Below are 22,839 nucleotides of genomic sequence, written 5' to 3'. Positions count from 1 at the left end.
AAGGAAGAGATCGTTCAAGCCCTTACCGACGAGGAGAAGCAAGTCTTAAAGAATGAATTTGTTGGTCAAAATCAATGAGCGCATATAAAAAAGACGATCCCCTATGAATTGAAACACAAGGAATTCTCCTTTTATTCCAAAACTTGCTATTGTTATAGAGTTTGATTATACTTTTAGCCACTATAGAATCGCCTATTCCAACCTAGGAGGGATTTAAGTTCGATGAATTCAGCTGTCAATTTGATGCAAAAATTCAAGGACCGCGATACTCAGAAAAGGCTGAAAGTCTATCAGGACAAAGTGGAGCTGATCAGGAAACGGAATTTGGAAGCATGGGATGACGGGCAGCTTCAAGCAGAATCCCTCCGGCTGCAAAAAGAAGCAAAGTCGGGTACAGCTTTGGATGAGCTGCTTATTGATGCTTATGCGTTAGTCTGCGAGGCAGCGAAAAGAAAGCTCGGATTACAGCCTTATGATGTCCAGATCATGGCTGCCATCGCTCTGCACGACCGAATGTTGATCGAGCAGCATACCGGTGAAGGAAAAACGCTCTCTGCTGTGATGCCCGCTTATCTAAATGCACTGACCGGCAAAGGCGTTCATGTGTTGACGTTTAACGATTATTTGGCAAACCGGGATGCAAAGTGGATGGGGCCGATCTATCGCTTCCTCGGGTTAACAGTAAACTCGGTTCAAGCGGGCATGAGCCTATCCGAGAAACGGGAAGCGTACGCCTCAGATATAACTTATGTTACGGCCAAAGAGTCGGGTTTCGATTATTTGCGTGACACAATCGCCTTGACCGAAGCCGATACTGTGCATCGTCCTTTCCACTACGTCATCGTTGACGAAGCAGATTCACTGCTTCTCGATGAAGCTAGGGTTCCGCTGGTCATCACCGGCGAGTCGGACACTTCCAGCGAGGATCGGATTCGTTTCGCAGAAGTGGCTCGGCAGCTTGTGGAAGAGGAGTATTACGACTTCGACGAGTTCCAGCGGAACGTGTACTTGAATGAAGCAGGCTCAGCGAAAGCGGAGGAGCTGCTGGGATGCGGCAATTTGTACGATAGCCATAATAGTCATTTGTTAACCTCATTAAACTGCGCGCTGCATGTGGAATTGCTGCTAAAAAAAGACGTCGATTACATCGTCCGGGACGGTAAAATTGAGCTGATCGAAGAATATACCGGGCGCGTGGCGGAGAACAGATATTTGCCGGAGGGGCTGCAAGCCGCGCTTGCGGCCAAAGAAGGGCTGCAGTCCTTAGCCGGCGGGAAAATTCTCGGCACGATCACCCTTCAGCACTTCATAAGTCTGTATCCGAAAATTTGCGGAATGACGGCTACCGCGCACGCTTCCGCAATGGAATTCGAAGCTATCTATCAGCTTCAGGTTGTACAAATCCCACCGAACCGGCCAAACATACGGATTGACCATCCGCATCGGATTTATACTCATAAAGAAGCAAAACTTAAAGCATTAGTACAAGAAATATCCTCTGTCCACGCAACGGGGCGTCCAATTCTCATTGGGACGTCAAGCGTCGAGGAGTCTGGCATGCTGGCGGAAGCGCTAGCCGTTATAGGCGTGCCCTGCCACGTTTTGAATGCGAAAAACGATGCAGAAGAAGCGGAGATCATCGCCAAAGCGGGAGAAATCGGTGCCGTAACGGTGTCTACGAATATGGCGGGGCGAGGTGTCGACATTCGGCTCGGCGGCGGCGACCGCACGCAAGCTGAACTTGTCACCAAGCTGGGCGGGTTGTACGTGATTGGCACACATGTGAACGAAAGCGTGCGGATCGACGACCAGCTTCGCGGGCGTTCTGGCCGCCAAGGCGACCCGGGAGCTTCCATATTCTTCGTAAGCTTGGAGGACGAGTTGCTGCTTCGGTTCGGCATCAATAAAGCGTTTCGCGCTCCCAGGCAGGATGAGGCTCTCGAAGAGCCCGTGCTCCGCAGCAAGATCGCGCATATTCAGCGCGTTATTATGGGCCAAAACTTCGATATCCAACAGGAACTGAACTGTTATTCGGATATGGTGGAAGATCAGAGGCGAATTCTATACGCGGAGCGGCTCAGAATTTTGAAAGGCGAGAAGCCGATGAGCCTTTCAGAGCAGCGGGTACGGCTTTTTTATATCGATGAGTTCTGGGCTGACCACCTGGCATACGTTTCTTACCTTCGCGAAGGCATCCACTTGGAGAGCCTTGCCAGCCGCAATCCAATCGACGAATTTCATGCGCAAATTACCCAAGCGTACGAGCAAATTCCAGCTAAAATAAATAGCGAGACGGCAAAAATGCTTGTAAAGCTTGGAGGTTCGAATGATCCCGCGGAGTGGGAAAAGTTCGGTCTGAAGAGCCCTTCTTCCACTCGAACCTATATTATCAACGATCAGTACATCCAGAATAAGCGCAGCTCATGGGGCGCAATGACCGTATTTGCTTTTTGGATTCGCAAGACTTTGCAGCCGGTGTTCGGATGGTCAAAACTTTGAACGGGACAGTCAAAAATGGTCTGGTAAATTTATAACGATAAGAAGATCAAATTTAAGGCTTACGATACAAGAGCAGATTGCTTCGGCAGCTGCTTTTTTTCTTTATCCAATTTCTTATTTTACAGATTTAATTTCAATGAACGGTATGAGAGTAGGAGAGAGCAACGTGTTAGAAATGGCTTAGTAAATAGTTAGGAAGATAGCGAGGCAGAGTCTAGTCTATTAGGTCTAGGCTGTGTGTTATAATGGTAGAAATGACCACCAAAGTGATGAGAATAATGGAGGAATGTGATGAAAAACGTACGTCATAAGTACCTGCTAAGCCGGATCATGACGATGATCGGCCTAGCTGTGTTCGTGCTTTTACCGGTGATAACAGCCGCCGGAAGCAAGGCTAGTGCAGCCGGAAATGCCGATTTATCGGAAGTCTTCAGGGGAGAAATTTATACTACTGCGTTCGACCCAGGTATAACCAGCTACACGGCTTATTTAGGCAGTTCAACGGATAATTACTATTCCGCTTTTAAGACGGCCGACCCCAGTGCAACCATGCAGTATTCGTTAAACGGCGGAGGCTGGGTAAATCTACTCTCTTGGACGTCAACAGGCAATCTTGGCATCCAATACGGTCATAATACGTTCGACCTCAAGGTCACTTCATCGGACTCTGCGACAACGAAGACATACCGGTTCAATCTGAACCGTGCCTTTCCGAATGATTCATCATTAAGAGGATTGGTTGTATCTTCAGGAACTTTAAATCCCGGATTTGCACCCGGGACGATGGAGTACACGATGGATGTACCTTATACGACGAATAGTCTTTCATTGACGCCGATTTTAGGCGACAGTTCGGCTGCGGTGACCGTCAATCATGCGAGCACAGCAAGCGGTGCTCCATATGGACCGATAACACTGGAGGTCGGCTCCAATACAATTCAAGTGAACGTTACATCGGCGGATGCCTCGAAGAGCAGCTTGTACCAGATTGTTGTCAACCGTGCCAAATCAAGCAACGCCGACTTAAGTGGATTAACGCTAGATCAAGGTGCAGTGTTGTCACCGGAATTTGCAAGTGGTAAGACAAGTTATACCGCAAATGTTGCAAATGCGGTCCATAGCATAAATGTGACACCATCTTTGGCAGACAGCAGCGCCACCGTGACGGTGAATGGCGGCGTGGTCACCGGCGGCGCTCCCACGGCGGTGAATCTGAACGTGGGATCGAACGAAATCAAGCTGGTGGTAACAGCCCAGGACGGCAGCACGAAAACCTATACCTTGACCGTTACTCGTACCGCATCGAGCAACGCAGCCTTAGACAATATCTCGATTGATCAAGGCTCGCTTACGCCAGCGTTTAAACCGTCAATTCTGAATTATTCGGTCGCTTTGCCGAATACAGCCAGCAATCTGAATCTCTTGTTAACAAAATCCGATTTAAATGAGACCCTCTCGGTATCCGGAGCGGTATATCATTCTGAATTGGGCAGTGTGGTTACCTATAATGCAAGCTTGAGAGCTGGCGAGAATCCGATTCGGATTGTAGTGACTGCACAAGACGGCTCGCAAAACACGTATAACATCAACGTAACCCGGGAGAGCCTGTCGAGCAATGCCGACCTAAGCGGATTGTCACTATCGGAAGGAGAGCTAAGTCCGGCCTTCTCCCCTAGTAAGGCGAGCTACACTTCCTATGTACCGTACCGGGTCTCCAGCCTATCGGTAACGGCGAGTGTCTATGAGCCCCATGCTTCGATCAAGGTAAATGGAGAAAAAGTCGACAGTGGACAAGCAAGTAGAGCACTTCATCTAGACGTAGGGATGAATTTGATCCAGGTGATTGTAACCGCTCGAGATGCTACAACCAAAACGTATTCGATTGCAGTAACAAGGGCATCCGATTCATCGGGTTCTTCATCTTCTGGTTCACCGACCGTTTCTACCGTTAATGAGGTTCCCCCTGTAGCGAGCGCCAGCTGGGAGCTTACTATCAATGGCACCCAGCAGAAAGATGCGGCTAAAGTAACCACCACGAACCTAAACAATCAGACTGTCCTTACGGCTGAACTGGATAAATCTAAATTAGATTCCTTAGTGGGACTTAAGGGGACCATCGTTCTCCGTATCACCTCAACCGTAGATCGCGTAGACTCCGTGTTATCAGGCGAAGCCGTGAAGCTTCTGGAGAATAAGCAGGCTGCACTGGAAATCCAGACACCGAATGGAAACTATATGCTGCCGGCATCCGAGCTATTGATCGACTCATTATCTAAGCAATGGGGCGGGCAAACCGAGCTGAAGGATATCACCGTACGTGTGAGCATTTCGAAAAGCAATACAAACATGGTCCGACTCATGGAGGAAACAGCTGGCAAGGAGAGTTTTACTGTTGTCGCACCTCCGGTGGATTTTGCGGTTACCGCTTCATACAATAATCAGACCGTAAATTTTGATAAATTCAGCTCCTACGTGGAACGAGAAATTCCGATTCCGAATGGAGTGGACACGAGCAAGATTACAACAGCCATTGTTCTCAATGAAAATGGAACGACCCGTCATGTCCCCACTTATGTTACTTCTCACGATGGAAGATCCTACGCTGTAGTAAAAAGTTTAACCAACAGCACGTATGCCTTGATCTGGCATCCGGCAGCTTTTGCAGATGTCGAGGGACATTGGGCTCAAAGTGCAGTAAACGACATGGGTTCACGGATGATTGTTACCGGTGAGGATTCGTCCCATTATCGACCGGATGCGACCATCACGCGGGCAGAGTTCGCTGCCATTGTAGTGAGGGCTTTGGGATTACCTGATAATGGCTCAATCTCTCCATTCGGAGACGTGAAGAGCGGCGATTGGTTTGTCGGGGCAGTGGCTCAAGCCAAGGGATACGGAATGATCAACGGTTATGAAGACGGAACATTCCGTCCGTTGCAGACGATCTCCCGCCAGGAAGCGATGGTCATGATCGAGCGAGCGATGAAGATAATGGGAATGACAACGAAGGTAGATGGCCCTGAGGGGGATACTTTGCTTCAGCCATTTTCCGACAGGGCAGCAGTAGATGGGTGGGCCAAAGCAGCGGTCGCAGCCGTAATCAAAAATGGAATTGTTGATGGCTCCAGTGCCGCACTGCTTCCAAAGAAGGAAATTACCCGAGCGGAGACTGCCGCTATCGTGCAGCGCATGTTAGAAAAGGCGAACTTCATCAATTGAATCTTGGAAATTTCATAATGGTTCAGGACGGGACGAAGAGTTCCGTCCTCTTTTTTGTGCGTGGCGGTGCAATCGGGAAGGGGACCTTTATTCATGCTCCGTTCATATTGCATTCATTAAGAGGACATCTTGGTTGGCAAATCTTGAATTACAGACAAGCTGCAGTCCTTACTAAGAAAACCACCCGTCATTCACATATTTCAACATGAATTACGGGTGATTTTGTTATTCCCATCGAAGCCTGTTGAGGTAACCAATCCGGTTAATAGGCTATCGATTTTTTAAATTGAGGATTTTCTTGAGTCACCGAGTTAAAGGTTGCGATCTAACAAAATCCCTGTCTGTTCTGCTATGACACGGGGGGGAACAGACATTCCATTCCTGAACCACCACTCAACGGCTCCTACTACGGCTGCACCAAAAAATTGTAGGATAACTTCTTTATCTAAGCCTTGATTTTTCCCTTCGGTTACATCGACTTCAACCTCATACTCTTGGACGACTAAGTCAAGGAACCGGCTGCGAAAATGAGCTGCACTTTTCGTGGTTAACATAATTGAAAAAAACAGATGATGCTCTGCAAAATATTCGAACCAGATATAATTTCCTACTTGAAAGCTCATTTCAGATGCAGATCGGCAAAGCTCACTAAGATTATTGATGTGTTCTTCAATAATCTTATCCAGCAGGTCATATTTATCCAAATAGTGCAAATATATCGTGCCTCGATTCACATTTGCCCTGTCGGAAATATCCCGGATGGTGATATCATCAAAGTTTTTTTCTGTCATCAGTTCGAGAATGGCCTTCTTGATGGCTTCTTGGGATTTGAGTACCCTTCGATCCACTTTAGTCATGTTTAAAAGTCCTCCACCTTAAAATAATCGGCAATTTCAAATAATTTGTTGAGTAACGCACAGATTGCAAGGAAATGACCATTGTAAGCATATAGTTTCTGTATAAAATTATAAACACGAGTTGATTAAACAATCAATGTTCATTTCGAATATACAAGTTTTTGATTAGATGCTTAATATCAAGTTCTAAGGAGGAGCCCATTCATGAGAACGTGGTCTAAAGAAGAATTGAACAAAATTGCTGAGTCCGATGATCTTCATATCTCTCCTTTCCGTGAAGACGGAGTTACCTATGGTACACCGACCTGGATTTGGTCCGTTGTTGTTGGAGACTCACTCTATGTACGCGCCTACAACGGGCAGAATTCCCGATGGTACCAGGCAGCAGTACAGCAGAAGGCGGGACGAATCACGGTGGCTGGCATGACAAAGGAGGTCGCATTTGAACTGGTTGATGGCGACGAGATCGGCAACCTCATCAATGATGCGTATCGCGCAAAATACAAGGGCAGTCCATATCTCAACTCGATGATCAGTACGCGAGCCCGTTCAGCGACAGTTAAGGTTGTGCCGCGCGAAACCAATACTGATTTACGTTGATGAATCAGCTCGTTTGATATGCGTCAGGAAAAGAACAGGAGGGAAAATCATGGATTATACGAAACTAGGAAATACCGGCCTGGATGTATCCCGGCTTTGTCTTGGATGTATGGGCTTTGGTGACGCGTCGAAAGGCCATCATCGGTGGGTTCTTGATGAAGAACGGGCACGCCCGATCATCAAAAAAGCTTTGGAGCTGGGAATCAATTTTTTTGATACAGCGAATGTTTATGCTGAAGGAACAAGTGAGGAGATTGTCGGTAGTGCATTAAAGGAATACGCAAACCGTGACGAAATTGTCATCGCAACCAAAATCCATGGGCGAATGCATCAAGGTCCCAACGGCGCCGGACTTTCCCGTAAAGCGATCATGAGTGAAATCGATAAGAGCCTCAAGAGACTGAAAACCGACTATGTGGATTTGTACCAAATTCATCGTTGGGATGCAGAGACCCCAATCGAAGAGACGATGGAGGCTCTTCACGATGTAGTCAAGGCCGGTAAAGCGCGTTACATCGGTGCTTCTGCCATGTGGGCATGGCAGTTTCAGAAGGCGTTACATGTAGCCGAAAAAAACGGGTGGACTCGTTTTGTCTCGATGCAAAATCATTTAAACCTCATTTACCGTGAAGAGGAGCGTGAGATGCTGCCGCTTTGCAAGCAAGAGAAAATCGGGGTCATTCCTTATAGTCCGCTCGCAGGAGGAAGATTGGCTCGAGAAAAAACCACGCCTCGTGCCGAGACCGATGAAATTGCCAAACAAAAATACGATGCAACAGCAGATGCAGATCAGTTGGTGGTAGACCGGGTAGCGAGTCTCGCAGAGAAACATGGCGTTCGCCGGGCTCACATCGCAATTTCGTGGCTTCTCCATAAAGAGCCAGTAACTTCTCCAATTGTTGGTGCGACAAAAATATCCCAGCTCGAAGAAGCGGTTGCTGCTCTTTCCATCCGACTAACGTCAGAAGAAATTGCGTTTTTGGAAGAACCGTATGTACCGCACCGAGTCGTTGGGCATTTTTAAGTGACCGTACGTTAGTAGTAGAGCTTGCGTGAATTGATCCCATTGCACTCATATTAGAGGGAAGAATAAATGAACATACTTGGAAAATATACAAAGGAGCTTCGTTATGGATCGAATTGAGAAGAGTCAAGTCACTTATAATAAACTATTTGGCGATGGGGTATCAGCGGCATACGCTACCGATCCTGATTTTCAGGACATTCTTAGCCGCTTCATTTTCGGGGAGGTTTTTTATCAGGGGAACCTGGACGATAAACTACGCGAGCTGATTACCCTGGTCGTGCTTGCAACCAATCAAACCTTGCCACAGCTCAAGGCACATGTGCATGCCGCCCTGAACATCGGAGTTATGCCAACCGAGATCAAGGAAGCAGTGTATCAGTGCGCGCCTTACATCGGCTTTCCTAAAACGCTGAATGCCATTACGGAGGTCAACGACGTTTTCAAAGCGAGAAATATCGAATTACCTCTTGAGAGTCAGAAGCAGGTTGAAGAAGAGACGCGGTTTGACAAGGGACTTGCCGTGCAGGTGAAGATATTCGGGGGACATTATTTCTAAAAATCGGGGAAATGCCCCAGACAATCAAAAGCATATTCAAGATTATCTTTCCGCCTTCTGTTTCGGCGACTTCTATACCCGAGGAGGTCTCGATTTGAAAACACGGGAGTTGCTGACTCTGTGCATCCTAAGCGCACTCGGGGGTGCAGAAAATCAAGTCAAAGCACATGTGCAGGGTAACCTAAATGTCGGTAACAACAAAGAAATGATGATTACCGCTATCACGCATTGCCTCCCTTATATTGGCTTTCCGAGAACATTAAACGCATTGAGTTGCGTAAATGAAATCATTCCGGAATAGGAAGTGCAAAACAAAGGAGACAACAACATGTTTAGAGAAACTTATAAATTAGCAAATGGTATTGAAGTTCCCAAATTAGGTCTTGGTACCTGGCTGCTGGATAATGAACAAGCAGCTCAGGCCGTACGTGATGCGGTATCTCTTGGATACCGTCATATTGATACGGCTCAGGCTTATATGAATGAAGCTGGTGTAGGCGAAGCAATCCGTTCCTGTGGTGTCGCAAGAGAAGAACTGTTCATTATGACAAAGGTTGCCGCAGAAGCAAAGAACTATGATACAGTTACGCAGTCTATTCATGACTCATTAGCCAAATTGGGACTGGAATATATTGACCTTCTGATTATCCACAGCCCACAGCCTTGGAAGGAGTTTCGCGAGGAGAACCGTTACTTCGAAGAGAACAAAGAAGTATGGAAAGCGATGGAGGATGCTTATAGGACTGGCAAGGTTAAGGCCATCGGCCTTTCCAACTTCCTTCAGGATGATGTAGAGAATATACTTGCCAGCTGTGAGATCAAGCCTATGGTCAATCAGATCTTGGCACATGTGGGCAATACGCCATTGGAGCTTATTGAATTCTGCCAGAAGAATGACATCCTGGTGGAAGCATATTCGCCCATTGCACACGGTGCAATCCTTGATCATGCAGAGGTTAGGATCATGGCCGACAAGTATGGAGTATCTGTTGCTCAGCTTTGCCTTCGATATGATGTCCAGCTTGGTCTTGTCGTACTTCCGAAGACGGCAAATCCAGATCACATGAGAAACAATGCAGAGCTTGACTTTGTTATCGGCGACGCAGATATGGAAAAATTGAAGAATATTGAGCCCATCCAAGATTATGGCGAGCATAGCTTCTTTCCGGTATTTGGCGGGAAATTAAAATAAGGAGGGCCAGAGGCTGCTGATCATAACGATGTTTAAAGGAGGAGCCAAAATGGCAAAACACGAAGAGGTAAGAAACGGCGTGATTTTCCCTGTGGGGGAGAAGAATGAAGCTTTTGCACAATATTTTGTGCGACAAAGTTATCTACAGACGTTGGTTGCCGATCCTAACGTTAACGTTGGAGTTGGGAACGTAACCTTTGAACCGGGATGCCGGAATAATTGGCATATCCATCATAATGGATTTCAGCTTCTATTGGTAACCGGCGGCGAAGGCTGGTACCAGGAAGAAGGAAAAGCTGCCCAGTTCCTAAAAGCCGGTGATGTTATTGTTACCCATGATGGTGTAAAACACTGGCATGGTGCAGCAAAAGACAGCTGGTTTGAACATATTGCGATCACTGCAGGTAAACCGGAATGGTTAGAACCCGTAACGGATGAGTATTACAACAATTTATAATAAAAGATCTTAACAGCCGCGTAACTGCGGCTTTTTTGTTGTAACGAATGATATTTTTGTTAGAACCGATGGACTAGAATATGCGCCGTTCACTTCTACCTAATCTAGTTTTTGGTACCTTCACATAAATAATTTTGTTTTTTTTGTTAATTATACAGGTGAAGAGTTGATCAAATTTGCGGTATTTCGGACACCCTGAATGGAAATACATATCACTTTGGATTATCATAACAGGCCCCTGGTAAAAGGCCGCAGAAGGGGATATGTTTCAAATTCGCTAAATAGGTATATACATTACCATATTTCCTTGAAGGGGGACACCTGTTTTGGATGCGCAGTTTTTAGATTTATTGGCCCACAAATATGATACGGAAGAAAAAGTCATAACAGAGATCATCAACCTTGAAGCGATCTCCAATCTCCCCAAAGGAACTGAGCACTTTGTCAGCGATTTGCACGGGGAGTTTCATGCTTTTCAGCATGTGCTAAGAAACGGTTCGGGCAATGTGAAAGAGAAAATCAAAGATTTATTCCGTGATGTTTGGACAGAGGATGAAATCAATGATTTTGCGGCGTTGGTTTATTATCCAGAAGAAAAGATACAGCTGGTTAAAACAGAGCTGTGCAATAAGCAAGCCTTGAACCGATGGTATAGACAAACGATTGAACATATGCTTAAACTCGTTTCTTATGCTTCTTCCAAATATACACGTTCGAAGTTGCGCAAAGCTCTGCCGGAGCAGTTTGTATATATTGTAGAAGAGCTTCTATACAAGACGGATTCGACCACCAATAAGGATCCTTATTATGAGGAAATATACCGGCAAATTATCTCTCTGGGCCAGGTGGATAAGCTTATTATTGGTCTTGCTTATACGACCCAGCGCTTGGTGGTTGACCATCTTCATGTGGTCGGAGATATCTATGACCGTGGCCCTGACCCCGATAAAATTATGGACACGCTGATCAGCTACCATTCTGTAGACATCCAGTGGGGGAACCATGATGTTCTGTGGATCGGCGCTTATGCAGGCTCCCTGGTCTGCCTTGCGAACATTATCCGAATCTGTGCCAGATACGACAATCTGGACATCATCGAAGATGTGTATGGAATTAATCTTCGTCCGCTGCTGAACTTAGCGGAGCAATATTATGATGACAATCCGGCTTTCAGGCCAAAGCTGCAAGCCGGCCATAATTTATCAGAACAGGAAATCCTGCAGATTACCAAAATTCATCAAGCCATTGCCATGATCCAATTCAAACTTGAAATCCCGATTATCAAGAGACGGCCTTACTTTAATATGTCTGAGAGGGTTTTGCTTGAGAAGATCGATTACGACAAAAATGAAATCAAGATCGGCGGAAAAACTTATCCGCTGGAAAACACCTGCTTCAGGACCGTTAATCCGCAGCAGCCTGAACAATTGCTGGAGGAAGAACAGCAGGTGATGGAGAAGCTGCTGTTCTCCGTTCAGCATTCCGAAAAACTGGCCAGACATATGAATTTTCTTATGAAGAAAGGCAGCTTTTATTTAAAATACAACGGCAATCTGTTAATCCACGGCTGTATTCCTTTGGATGAGGAAGGAAACATGGAAGAGATGCAGATTGAAGGCAAGACATATTCAGGCCGTCGGCTGATCGATGTTTTTGAATATTATTTGCGTTATGCCTTTGCGCATCCGGAAGAGACGGATGATCTGGCTACGGATATGGTATGGTACATCTGGACAGGGGAACGTTCCTCGCTCTTTGGAAAGAGAGAAATGACCACCTTTGAACGGTATTTTATCCAAGATAAAGAAACCCATAAGGAGAGAAAGAACCCTTATTATCATTTACGTGAAAATGAAGAGATCTGCCGGAAAATTCTGTTGGAGTTTGACTTGAATCCGGATCATGGACATATCATTAACGGCCATACACCAGTTAAAGAAATTCGTGGAGAGAACCCGATTAAAGCGAATGGGAAAATGATCGTCATTGACGGCGGTTTTTCCAAAGCTTATCAATCCACAACGGGAATTGCCGGCTATACCTTGTTGTATAATTCCTTTGGCATGCAGCTCGTCGCCCATAATAAATTTAAATCAAAAGAAGATGTGTTATGTAACGGAACGGACGTCTTATCTGTAAAAAGGCTGGTGGACAAAGAACTGGAGCGAAAGCTGGTAAGGGAAACGAATATCGGGGAGGAGCTGCAGCAGAAGATCTCAAATTTGAAGGATCTCCTGGAATATCGCTACATGAAATGAAACAGCTGAAATGAAATAATTCTGGAGAGCTAAAAAGATAGCCAACTCAATAGAGTCGGCTATCTTTTTATGTCATATTAAGATCCAATTACCTTACTGGTATCCCGTTTCTTCTTGTCAAACCGTTCTAATTGAAGTAATTTAATTTTGACTGCCATGTTTTGTTAACAATTCTAGCACTTAGTTAATAATGTAAATCAATTAGAACGGAGAACAGACTTGTTATGAAGTCATCATATTTGACTCGCCCTTTTTATTTCCTGTGGACAACCCAAACCGCTGCGAACGCAGCTGATGTACTTTACATTATGGCGCTTACGGTGCTGGTACTCGACCGTACTGACTCTCTCGTATCGGCAGCGCTGATGCCGCTGATGCGCAGCGGAGCCCAAATGCTGAGCAGTCTGATTGCACCTCTATTGATCAATCGCTTTAAGTTAACCAAACTTCTTTTGTTATCACAAGTGGGGCAATTCCTGCTGTTCGTTTGCCTGGCCATTTATTTGCAGCTTAATGGAGAGGCCTCATCGCTTGTTTTGGTCTTTGCGCTCGTATTCGTGATGTCCTTTCTTGACGGGTGGACTACCCCGGCTCGAAATGCGCTTATTCCGCGTCTGGTGACGCATGAGCAAGGGCTGCTTAAAGCCAACGGACTGCTTAGCGTCAGTGATCAGGTTGTACAATTCGCGGGTTGGGGACTAAGCGGCGTAGTGGTTGCATTTATGGGAGCCGGCCACACTTTGCTGTTCACGGTTGCCATTTATGGCTTGGCGGCGGTATTCACACTGGGCGTTAGAGAACCCACGAATTCGGAAGTCGAAGGCATGGGATTAAGCGCGGTGCCGTCTGACGATACATCGGCTCAAGGTGCATCTAGATGGCATCGGCTAACCGAGGGCTGGAAGATGATATGGAAAATGCCTCGCCTGCGGGTGCTTACGTTTATGGATATCATCGACATGCTCGGTGGTTCAGTGTGGGTAGGTGCCTTTACACTTGCATTCGTTCAAGTCGCACTTGGACAAGGTGAAGAATGGTGGGGCTTCATTAATGCCGCTTATTTTGCAGGTACAATTGGCGGAGGGCTGTTGGTACTGTCGCTAACACGGATCATCGGTAACCGCTATCTCGGAACCATGATGATTGGCATGGCGGGTTACGGGGTTCTAACCGCACTTTACGCACTCAACACGAAGCCCTCCATTGCTCTTATTTTTGTCATATTGATGGGGCCTTTCGCAGAGCTCTCTGCTATAAACCGGCGCACCCTGATTCAGCGCAGCGTAACCAGACTGTTGCTGCCCAAGGTGTTATCTGCTCAAGCTTCACTTTTGCATCTAGTATTTTGCATTTCGTTATTAGGTATGGCAGGGCTTGCCGAATACTTCGGGATCGTAAATCTCTATCTGTTCGCAGCCGGCCTGACCATGCTGGCGCTCGTGGTAGGCTTGCTAAGCCTCCGAGCCTTCCGGGACCAATCTGCACATGATAATGTGTCTACAGCTTCTTGAGTGGACAATTTACCCTGCTTCAGCATAAGAACAAAACAAGCAAAAATTTCAGGATACAGGCAAAAAAAATGGCCAACTCACAGGAGTTGGCCATTTTTTACGTAGAGGTGATATTTATTGCTCTATATAAAACGAACTTTAGAATATACCGATCTCAGCGCCCCTATAGGGTAAATTTCATAAGTTCATTTTATATAATCTCAAATTGAAGCTTTTTATTTTGTACTGTCAATTGAATGCAACTCAGATGAACCAAGGTGTAATAGAATATCACGCAATTGATTTTGCTGTTCCTTACTAAGATGCTCAAGTAAATTTTCCGACACTTCCACCATGACTTCTTCTGCCTTTTCAATATGAGGCTTTGCATGATCTGTGAGCTGAAGGATGGTAGCACGACGATCGGATGGATCGGGGTTTCGCGCAATAAAATGCTCCTTCTCCAGTGCATCGATAAACTGGGTAACCGTCCGAGCCTTAATCCCCAGTTTCTTAGCAAGTTCATTCATTCTTATGCTGCCGGCTGAGGAAATCTCCATCAGAACGCGTAGTCTGGGACCGGTTAATTCATCTGGCATGCCGTAGGCTAATAATCCTTTTTCGAATTGCTGCTGAAGATAATGAGTCGTTTTAAGCAGCAGGTGTATTAAGTCATGTGCGGACAGCTCTCCATTGGCAGATGATGCTTCAAAATCAGTCATAAATCCTCCTTGACGTTAAATTAAATAGAGAGTATACTCACTATATCGCGAAATTGATGAGTATACTCATTATGTCTTTACTCCATATTTATCATTTTACTTCATTCCAAGGCTTGTGTACAGGGAGGTGTTATTTAAATTATCCGGTCCACCATAATTGAAGGAGGAATTGATCAATCATGGCAGATGAAACCATCGCACGCCAGGAACAATTTTCAATTCGCAGCATATTGCCTGCATTATTAGCCATTTTAACCGGAATGCTGCTCGTCATGCTGGATAGTACCGTCATGAATGTAGCAATTCCTCATCTAGAAAAAAGCTTTCAAACAGATCTAAAGACGATACAGTGGGCGATTAGTGGGTATACCCTTGCTTTATCTGCTGTCATCCCTTTGGCAGGCTGGTTTTCAGACCGCTTTACAGCAAAAAAAGTGATCTTAACCTCGATTTTCCTTTTTACGGGTTGCTCTGTACTATGTGCAATTGCCGTTACACCCTCGCAGTTAATTTTGTTTCGAATTCTGCAAGGAATAGGCGGAGGCATGATCGCTCCAATCAGTATGGCGCTTTCCTTCAAGCTGGCTCCCCCAGATAAAAGAGGTTCCGTAATGGGGATATTAGGGCTGCCTATGTTAATTGCTCCTATTGCAGGACCTGTCTTGTCGGGATGGCTTTTAGAGTATGTGAACTGGCAGTGGATTTTTCTCATTAATGTTCCTATCGGTATATTTACACTTGCTTGGGGTGCAAAATTCCTTCCAGATTCCAATGTGGAAAAACGTATCAAATTGGATATTTCGGGTGCCATTTTGGCTCCATTGTCATTCTCTTCTTTGATTTATGGTGTGCATATTGGCGGAAGCGAGAATTGGGGCAATCCTTCCTCTATGATTTTTATCATTGTGGGGTTAATTCTTTTAGTTATTTTCATCCTAGTCGAAATCAGAAAAGAAGAGCCGCTGCTTGAACTTCGTTCCTTTCGTTCTCGAGAATTCAGCAAAGGCGTGATCTTAACCTGCTTGAACTGGATGGCATTAGCCGGATCATCTTTGTTAATCCCGTTATATTTGCAGCAAGTTAAAGGATTTACACCCTTCGAATCAGGGTTGGTTGTCATCCCTCAAGCTATTTTATCGTTCACCGGGATGGTGATTGGCGGCAAATTGTTTGATAGATACGGTGTAAAGCCTGTAGTATTTGCAGGACTTGTATTGCTGACGACTGCTTTGGCAGGTTTATCGGCAATTCAGGAACCAAGCAACCTGTATCTGTTGATCGGCTGCATCTCTATTATGGGTCTTGGACAGGGATTGGCAACGATGCCACTCAGTACGCATGTTTTGAAATCTGCTCCCGAGAAATTTATAAGCAGAGTTACTCCGCTTACCACATCTGTTCAACAAGTTTTTGGCTCCTTTGCTATTGCAGCTATGTCGGGATTTTTAACAACCCATATCCAGAATCATACGGCTCAGATCAATACAGATTTGCCAGGAGTACAAGTTGGGGCAATGGCAGCAGGATTCTGTGATACGTTCTTCCTGTCCATGATACTAGCTATTTGTGGTGTAATTATGAGCTTGTTTTTACGCAAGTCTGAAGTGAAATCCAAAAAAATAATTGAAAAAGGATGATTTCGTATGGCAAATGTACTTTTTTTAAGCATTCCCTCACATGGACATGTAAATCCTTCATTAGGGCTGGTGAGCGAACTAGTCAGACGCGGTGAAAAGGTGATTTATTTTTCTTCCGAAGATTTTAAAGAGAAGGTGGAACGAACAGGAGCTATATTTCAAAAATATAACGAAGATTTGAACATTTTCAAAATGGAGGGGATGGGCGGGCTGCTTGATTCACTTAGTAGAATAGCCAAAGCAAGCACTTCTATTGTTGATGATATGTTCAGCAAAACTGCAGGTGTAAAATTTGATTATATGATTTATTCTGCGGCCTTTCCGTTCGGCAGTGTGATAGCAAAAATTCTACAAATCCCCTCTATTTCAACTTGGCCCGTGTTTACTGGACTCAAAGAAATTCTAAATGACCATCATGAGGAAGACGATGATCAAATTGCACCATTTCAAGAGATACTTGGCTCCTATCAAGAGGCTTCCAGCACCTTAGAAGCTGCTTATTCCGTTAATTTGCCCGATAATATCATGCATCTCTTGTTTAATCGGGGGGATATGAACCTTGTCTATACATCGGAATATTTCATTTCTGAATCAGACCGGGAGTTTCTTGAACAATTTTTTGACGGTAAGCTTACGTTTATCGGACCTCCCGTTTATGATCGTAATGAAAATTTAGATTTTCCTTTTGAGAAATTAGCAGGAAAGCAGGTCCTATATATCTCACTTGGTACCGTATTTAGCAGTTCCAACCTCACTCTGTATGATATATTTTTCAAAAGCTTTGCGGATTGGGACGGGGTTGTTGTAATGGCCGCTCATCATGTGAATTTGACGCAATTTGAGATCCCTGATCATTTTATCGTCAGAAATTACGTCCCCCAATGTGAAATCTTAAAGGTTGCCAATGCGGCCATTACCCATGCGGGTATGAATACAATCAGCGATCTGATGTATCATCAGGTGCCCTTTGCAGCGATTCCTCTGGGGGCAGATCAACCGAAGATGGCCCGCCGGGCTGAAGAATTAGGAGCAGCAATTTACCTTGATGCCCAGACCCTTACTCCTGAAATATTAAGAAATGCAATTGAACAAGTCATGAGTGATTCAAGCTACCTTGAGAACATGAGCAAGATCAGTGATTCCTTTAAAGCAGCCGGAGGTTATAAAAAAGCGGTTGATGAGATTTTTATGATGAAAAAAGAAACAGGTATTGAGGGGTGATTGAAATGAAGGGCATCATATTAGCGGGCGGATCAGGAACTCGTTTATATCCACTAACAAAGTCTGTGTCCAAGCAAATTCTTCCGGTTTATGATAAACCGATGATTTATTACCCTTTATCAATCCTCATGTTAACGGGGATTAGTGAAATATTAATTATTTCTACACCAAGAGATATTCTTCTTTACCAAGAGCTTTTGGGAGATGGCACCCAACTCGGTATTTCCCTTCAATATGCGATCCAAGAACAGCCGAAAGGGCTTGCGGAGGCATTTATTATCGGTGAAGCCTTTATAGGTTCGGATTCGGTCTGTATGATTCTGGGAGACAACATTTTCTATGGACAGGGCATCAGCGCTACCCTAAAAAAGGCTGCTCAAAGGCAAGAGGGCGCTACGATTTTTGGCTATTATGTAAAAGACCCTAGAGCCTACGGGGTGGTTGAATTCGATAGTGAAGGCACGGCCATTTCCATTGAAGAAAAACCGCAAATGCCAAAATCGAATTATGCCGTGCCGGGATTGTATTTCTATGATCATCATGTAGTTGAAATAGCCAAGCAGCTTCAACCTTCTGCACGGGGAGAGCTGGAGATAACATCCGTGAATGAAGCCTATATGCAGCAAGGAAAACTCCATGTGCAGCTGCTGGGGAGAGGTGTGGCGTGGTTAGATACGGGGACAATTGAATCCTTAATGGAAGCCAGTCATTATATTGAAGCCATTCAAAAAAGACAGGGATTGTATGTAGCTTGTATTGAGGAAATTGCCTTCCGAAACGGTTATATATCCAAACACCAGTTATTGGAATTGGCTAAACCGCTAAGTAAAATTGATTATGGCCAATATCTCATAGGTATTGCTGAATGACACCCGAATATATGTAGTCCCGCATATTGAATCAAACAATTTACTATATCAAATAAATGTAAATAAAGGTTGTTAATGTTATTTAAACCGGATATACTAGCAGTGTAAGCGCTTGCTTTAGTAGATTTATACTTCTAGATTTCCCTGACGCTGTGCCAAACCAACATAAAGCGAGGTGATTTCCGTCCCGATTGTAAGCTCATTGATGATGCAGGTCAGATCTTCTTTAAAGTGTCTATGACGTTTTCCCAATATGAAGAGGAGGGAACAAGATGCTGAAAAAAGGACTATGCGTAATCATCATGATCAGTCTTATGATTGCTTTAATTCCTGTCAATCAGGCGAGTGCAGCTCCAAACTGGAAGCTGGTATGGAGTGATGAATTCGACGGCAGCACGCTGAACCGTTCCAATTGGACTCCGGAGATTGGCACTGGCAACGGTGGGTGGGGGAACAACGAACTTCAATACTATACGGATCGGTCGCAGAACTTGCAGGTTACCGGAGGGAATCTCGTAATAACGGCAAGAAAAGAAGCTTACGGCGGAATGAACTACACCTCGGCACGAATCAAAACGCAGAACCTCAAAACCTTTACGTACGGAAAAATAGAAGCTAGGATCAAGCTGCCTTCAGGACAAGGCCTGTGGCCGGCGTTTTGGATGCTGGGCAGCAACTTCGACACGGTTGGATGGCCATACTGCGGGGAAACGGACATCATGGAGCGGGTTAATAACAACCCCTTTGTGAACGGCGCCGTCCACTGGGATGCGGGAGGGCAAGCAGATTACGGCAAAGAATCGGGCAATCTTGATTTTTCCCAATACCATGTGTACAGCGTAGAATGGGATTCGAAGTATATCCGATGGTTCGTTGACGGACAGCAATTTAATGAGTTCTATATCGAGAACGGTACCGGCAACACTGAAGAATTTCAACGGCCGTTCTTCCTGCTCTTGAACCTTGCGGTCGGCGGCAACTGGCCGGGTGCTCCGAACAATTCGACACCATTCCCGTCCCAGATGCTCGTGGACTATGTCCGCGTGTATCAAGACAATGGCCAGTCCAGTACGATCAGTAACGGGGTCTATACCTTGGCCTCCAAGGCTAGCGGAAAAGTGATGGATGTCACCGACGTGTCCATGGCAAGTGGCGCCAAAATCCAGCAGTGGACGAATTATACGGCCAGCAACCAGCAATTCCGGATCGAAAGCACGGGTGACGGCTATTACAAGCTTACTGCCGTACACAGCGGCAAAGTTCTCGATGTGCCGAATTCATCAACGGCGGCCGGTGTCCAGCTGCAGCAGTGGGATGACAATGGAACGAACGCGCAAAGGTGGAGAATCGTTGATGCAGGCGGGGGCTATTACAAGCTGGTTTCCAAAGCTAACGGGCTCGTCGTTGACGTATCCGGTTCATCCACAGCGGATGGGGCGGCCGTTCAGCAGTGGACAGATAATGGAACAGATGCCCAGAAATGGGCCTTAACCAAAATCAATTAAGGCACAAATCAAAAGCAGCGGTTTCCGCCAAAACGGAAATTCGCTGCTTTATTGTTATTTAAGTGATTTTTTGATTAATGTAAACATTCGTGAGGCGAAATCCCACTTCTCTATAATATTAAAATCCTGTTCAAAACAAGAATAAAAGGCGTTAACATTACCTCTACCTGTGAGTTTATTGTTTCGTGTCGCAAGTGGGAGACGTCAGCTCGGGAAAGCTGAGTTTGATGATTGTGCCTTCACCGATGTTCGACTCCACTTTAATCGTTCCTTTGTGTGCAGCCACGACAGCGTAAGCAATGCTCATGCCGAGTCCTACTCCATCGATGCCCTCGTCAGTGTTAGTCCCTCGGTAATAACGATCAAAAAGGCGAGATTGTGTCTCCTCATCCATACCCACACCATTATCGCGGACGGTGATGAAGGCAAATTCTCTTTCTCGTTTGAGACTCAGTACAATCTCCGTGCCCGGCGGGTTATGCTTAACAGCGTTGGAGATTAGGTTGTCAAGCAGACGTTGAAACCACTTTGGATTTGCTAGAATTCGAAGAGAAGTTGCACTTTCTTCGAAATCGAAAGCCACGTTTTGCAGTGTTACATCGTTAACATAACGCAGAACGGCACGCCGGACGAATTCATTTAGTTCCAGCGGTTCGAGCTTCTCGCCTGGCGTATGATTTTTCAACTCGAATGTCAGCGAAAAGTCCTGCAGCAGCTCCAACATATATGTACTTTTTTCGCGGATCGCGCCTCCAACCTCTCTCAATTCGTCCTCATTCCAGCTGAACTGTCCACTCTCAAGCAGGTGACCGTAGCCCTGGATAGTTGTGAGCGGGGTACGCAGATCGTGCGAGATGCCTGTCATCCATTCTTCGCGGGATTGCTCCAGACGCAGGCGTTCACTGCGCGCAAAGGCTAGTTTATCCGCCATATCGGAGAAGCCCGCAATTACCTCATGGTACAGCTTATAGCGGGCGCGAAATCGATTGTTTTTGCCGAAAATCTTCCGCCGCTCTTTATCGGTAAAGACCTGCTCGTATTCTCCCCTGCCCATTCGTTCGAATCCTCTCATGAATAGCAGCAGCGGACCACCGTATCGGTAGCCGTGCCAAACCGCGAGACCAAGGGACAGCAGTAAAATCGCTATGCCGATGATAACTGAAATGATAAGGAACGTACGGAATATTGGCTGGTTTGTCGGTTCTTCACTCTCTCGCGGCCGTTCGAGCAGCCACGTATATTTGGAAGAAGGATCATAATAATAAGAGACTTCAAATTTCGATTTAGCCGGTTGCTGACGCAATTTAATCAGGTCCAGTGCCCCGTATGTACGCTTGTCTGACGGAAGTCCGAAGTTCTGTACGATAAGGCCGGTCTCGTCCAAAACAACAAGTGAAGCTCCGATCGATTCCGCTTTATCGCTTAGAGTTTCAGCCACCGAGGTTGGCACCTGCCCGTTTTTCGAGTACAGTTCGTACCATTCTTCAAGCCTTGTTCCGTCTGAATCTTTCCGCCCGAGTAGATATAAATTTCTGGAACCCAAAATCTCCTCATATAACGTTGTGATCTGATATTCATTCAGCCTTCTTGTGTCACTAATACGCAGTAGATCTGCAGCAGAATATTGCTCCGGCATACCCTCTGGTACGTTCAAAGCATATACTTGCTGACCACTTTCGTTGATGATCTGAAGCCAATAACCCTTTTTTTTAAGCTGATCAGGCCAGAAAGAAGGAAGCTGTACGCTGTCGCCTTCGATCGTTGTCTCGACCGATAGCGAATCCAGCAAGTCTGAAGGTAAGTCGCTCTTCAGTTGTTCATTACCGATATAGTACATAATGGTGAATAAAGAAATTAGAATGATGACTAGCACCAGCAGCCAAGTAGTGAAGAGCTGGGCGGTAAAATGAAGTCCCAAGCGCCTCGCGATACGGCTCCGTTTAAATTTCTCCTGCTTTTTCATTCCTTCTCGCCTTTCACGAGCTTATACCCAAGCCCCCGAATAGTCAGAAGATAACGCGGGCAGCTGGGATCCGGTTCAATGCGTTCACGTATTTTGCGGACATGGACCATGACCGTATTATCGTCACCAAGCCCATCGTAGCCCCAGACTGATTCGTACAGTTGAGCTTTGGAAAAAACGATGTTCGGATTTCGGCACAGGAACAGCAGCAGTTGGTAGGCTTGAGCAGGGCAGGGAATACTCCGGCCCCCGACAAGCAGCTCACCAGCGCGTTCATCCATGACAAAGCCCCCGAAATCATACCGTTGCCGGGGATCGACGTTTGGCGCAACAACGGATTGTACCGCTGTTTCAACGACTCCTCGTCTCAGACGTGCCTTAATTCGGGCTGCAATTTCCAAGGGGTTGAACGGCTTAGTAACATAATCGTCCCCGCCTACAGCAAAGCCCGTCAGTCTATCCAGATCCGTCGTGCGCGCCGTCAGATAGATCAGATGCGCGTCGGAGTTGGACCGAATCTGCGGTCCGAGATCAAAGCCGATCCGATCAGGCAGCATGACATCGAGCAAAATAATATCCGCGCCGTATTCGTGCAGAAGCCGCATTCCTTCTTCTGCGTTACCTGCTGTATAGATATTCTCGAAGCCTTCCTTGCGCAGCACGAACTCGATCATCTGCAAGATGGCTTTTTCATCGTCAACAATGAGAATTTTTGCAGAATTCATTGCGAATTTCCTCCTTATCTTCGTGTTACATTTAGACATTGT

At 45.8% G+C, this 22,839-nt stretch carries 18 protein-coding genes; 14 read left to right on the top strand and 4 right to left on the bottom strand.

Going from position 1 to position 22,839, the window contains the following annotated elements:
* The first annotated feature begins 222 nt into the window (after positions 1-222).
* Positions 223-2,499, top strand: coding sequence for a preprotein translocase subunit SecA (locus BN6628_RS12825; RefSeq protein WP_068617982.1), 2,277 nt, complete (start codon positions 223-225; stop codon positions 2,497-2,499).
* Between the two features lie 291 nt (positions 2,500-2,790).
* The gene (locus BN6628_RS12820; protein ID WP_068617979.1) at positions 2,791-5,718 is read left to right on the top strand and encodes a cadherin-like beta sandwich domain-containing protein; all 2,928 of its coding nucleotides are present in this window, start codon (positions 2,791-2,793) and stop codon (positions 5,716-5,718) included.
* Positions 5,719-6,029: 311 nt separating this feature from the next.
* On the opposite strand, the gene BN6628_RS12815 is transcribed toward BN6628_RS12820, so the two are convergent.
* Positions 6,030-6,575 carry a TetR/AcrR family transcriptional regulator gene (locus BN6628_RS12815; RefSeq protein WP_068617977.1) on the bottom strand — a complete coding sequence of 182 codons (546 nt, stop codon included), beginning with the start codon at positions 6,573-6,575 and terminating at the stop codon, positions 6,030-6,032.
* A gap of 204 nt (positions 6,576-6,779) precedes the next feature.
* Here BN6628_RS12815 and BN6628_RS12810 point away from each other — a divergent pair, with 204 nt between their 5' ends.
* From BN6628_RS12810 to BN6628_RS12780, 8 genes are all read left to right on the top strand, one after another.
* Positions 6,780-7,175 carry a DUF2255 family protein gene (locus BN6628_RS12810; RefSeq protein ID WP_068617975.1) on the top strand — a complete coding sequence of 132 codons (396 nt, stop codon included), beginning with the start codon at positions 6,780-6,782 and terminating at the stop codon, positions 7,173-7,175.
* 49 nt (positions 7,176-7,224) lie between these two features.
* The gene (locus BN6628_RS12805) at positions 7,225-8,199 is read left to right on the top strand and encodes an aldo/keto reductase (protein WP_068617973.1); all 975 of its coding nucleotides are present in this window, start codon (positions 7,225-7,227) and stop codon (positions 8,197-8,199) included.
* Positions 8,200-8,305: 106 nt separating this feature from the next.
* On the top strand, positions 8,306-8,758 hold the full coding sequence (locus BN6628_RS26670; RefSeq protein WP_235847636.1) for a carboxymuconolactone decarboxylase family protein: 453 nt from the start codon (positions 8,306-8,308) through the stop codon (positions 8,756-8,758).
* Between the two features lie 94 nt (positions 8,759-8,852).
* Positions 8,853-9,059 carry a carboxymuconolactone decarboxylase family protein gene (locus BN6628_RS26665; protein WP_235847635.1) on the top strand — a complete coding sequence of 69 codons (207 nt, stop codon included), beginning with the start codon at positions 8,853-8,855 and terminating at the stop codon, positions 9,057-9,059.
* Between the two features lie 27 nt (positions 9,060-9,086).
* Entirely contained in the window at positions 9,087-9,950 is an 864-nt protein-coding gene (locus tag BN6628_RS12795) for an aldo/keto reductase (protein WP_068617971.1), read from the top strand.
* A 49-nt stretch (positions 9,951-9,999) separates the two neighbouring features.
* Positions 10,000-10,407 (top strand): cupin domain-containing protein, encoded by a 408-nt coding sequence (locus BN6628_RS12790; protein WP_068617969.1) that lies wholly within the window; start codon positions 10,000-10,002, stop codon positions 10,405-10,407.
* Between the two features lie 326 nt (positions 10,408-10,733).
* Positions 10,734-12,665 (top strand): fructose-1,6-bisphosphatase, encoded by a 1,932-nt coding sequence (locus BN6628_RS12785; protein WP_068617967.1) that lies wholly within the window; start codon positions 10,734-10,736, stop codon positions 12,663-12,665.
* A 224-nt stretch (positions 12,666-12,889) separates the two neighbouring features.
* Positions 12,890-14,176: an MFS transporter gene (locus BN6628_RS12780; RefSeq protein ID WP_068617965.1), complete on the top strand. Its 1,287-nt coding sequence runs from the start codon at positions 12,890-12,892 to the stop codon at positions 14,174-14,176.
* Positions 14,177-14,391: 215 nt separating this feature from the next.
* Here BN6628_RS12780 and BN6628_RS12775 read toward each other — a convergent pair whose 3' ends face one another.
* Positions 14,392-14,877, bottom strand: coding sequence for a MarR family winged helix-turn-helix transcriptional regulator (locus tag BN6628_RS12775; RefSeq protein WP_068617961.1), 486 nt, complete (start codon positions 14,875-14,877; stop codon positions 14,392-14,394).
* A gap of 179 nt (positions 14,878-15,056) precedes the next feature.
* Here BN6628_RS12775 and BN6628_RS12770 point away from each other — a divergent pair, with 179 nt between their 5' ends.
* From BN6628_RS12770 to BN6628_RS12755, 4 genes are all read left to right on the top strand, one after another.
* Entirely contained in the window at positions 15,057-16,514 is a 1,458-nt protein-coding gene (locus BN6628_RS12770; protein ID WP_068617959.1) for an MDR family MFS transporter, read from the top strand.
* Positions 16,515-16,520: 6 nt separating this feature from the next.
* Entirely contained in the window at positions 16,521-17,735 is a 1,215-nt protein-coding gene (locus tag BN6628_RS12765; RefSeq protein ID WP_068617958.1) for a macrolide family glycosyltransferase, read from the top strand.
* A 5-nt stretch (positions 17,736-17,740) separates the two neighbouring features.
* Positions 17,741-18,604, top strand: a complete 864-nt coding sequence (rfbA, locus tag BN6628_RS12760; RefSeq protein WP_068617956.1) for a glucose-1-phosphate thymidylyltransferase RfbA — start codon at positions 17,741-17,743, stop codon at positions 18,602-18,604.
* A gap of 272 nt (positions 18,605-18,876) precedes the next feature.
* Positions 18,877-20,109, top strand: a complete 1,233-nt coding sequence (locus BN6628_RS12755) for an RICIN domain-containing protein (RefSeq protein ID WP_068617954.1) — start codon at positions 18,877-18,879, stop codon at positions 20,107-20,109.
* A 175-nt stretch (positions 20,110-20,284) separates the two neighbouring features.
* Here BN6628_RS12755 and BN6628_RS12750 read toward each other — a convergent pair whose 3' ends face one another.
* The gene (locus tag BN6628_RS12750; protein WP_068617953.1) at positions 20,285-22,072 is read right to left on the bottom strand and encodes a sensor histidine kinase; all 1,788 of its coding nucleotides are present in this window, start codon (positions 22,070-22,072) and stop codon (positions 20,285-20,287) included.
* Positions 22,069-22,797, bottom strand: coding sequence for a response regulator transcription factor (locus tag BN6628_RS12745; RefSeq protein ID WP_068617951.1), 729 nt, complete (start codon positions 22,795-22,797; stop codon positions 22,069-22,071). The genes BN6628_RS12750 and BN6628_RS12745 overlap by 4 nt, the downstream gene beginning before the upstream one ends.
* Between the last annotated feature and the right edge of the window lie 42 nt (positions 22,798-22,839).

Origin of the sequence: Paenibacillus tuaregi (assembly GCF_900086655.1) — a bacterium.
GTDB classification, from domain to species: Bacteria; Bacillota; Bacilli; order Paenibacillales; family Paenibacillaceae; genus Fontibacillus; species Fontibacillus tuaregi.
The sequence above is the reverse complement of the archived record's forward strand: the minus strand, read 5'-3'. Positions and strand labels throughout refer to the sequence as shown.